1 protein-coding gene is annotated in these 254 nt (G+C 66.5%); it reads left to right on the top strand.

The window, feature by feature from the left end:
- On the top strand, nucleotides 1–192 hold a 192-nt coding region (locus OH705_RS28050), incomplete at its 5' end, for a flavin reductase (RefSeq protein ID WP_267303544.1).
- Nucleotides 193–254 lie beyond the last annotated feature (62 nt).

The following is a 254-nucleotide window of genomic DNA, read 5'->3' as shown; positions in this document are numbered from 1 at the left end:
GAGGACGGCATCCCCGTGTTCGACGCCTGCGCCGCCCGCTTCGAGTGCGCCACCCGCCAGGTGCTGGAAGTGGGCGACCACGCCGTGCTGATCGGCGAGGTGCGCCGCTTGCACGCGCCGGACGGGCACGGCGGCGCCCTGGTTTTCCATGATGGGTCATTCCTGTCGCACCTGGGGGATCCCGTCGTATAACGCTTTCTACGCCGTAGCGGATCGGCAAGACGCATAACGATATCCGCGCCCCAAAGGAGATA

The sequence above is a fragment of the Pseudomonas sp. BJa3 genome (assembly GCF_026343815.1).
GTDB classification, from domain to species: Bacteria; Pseudomonadota; Gammaproteobacteria; order Pseudomonadales; family Pseudomonadaceae; genus Aquipseudomonas; species Aquipseudomonas soli.
Note: the sequence above shows the minus strand (reverse complement) of the source record. Positions and strands in the feature narration are given on the sequence as shown.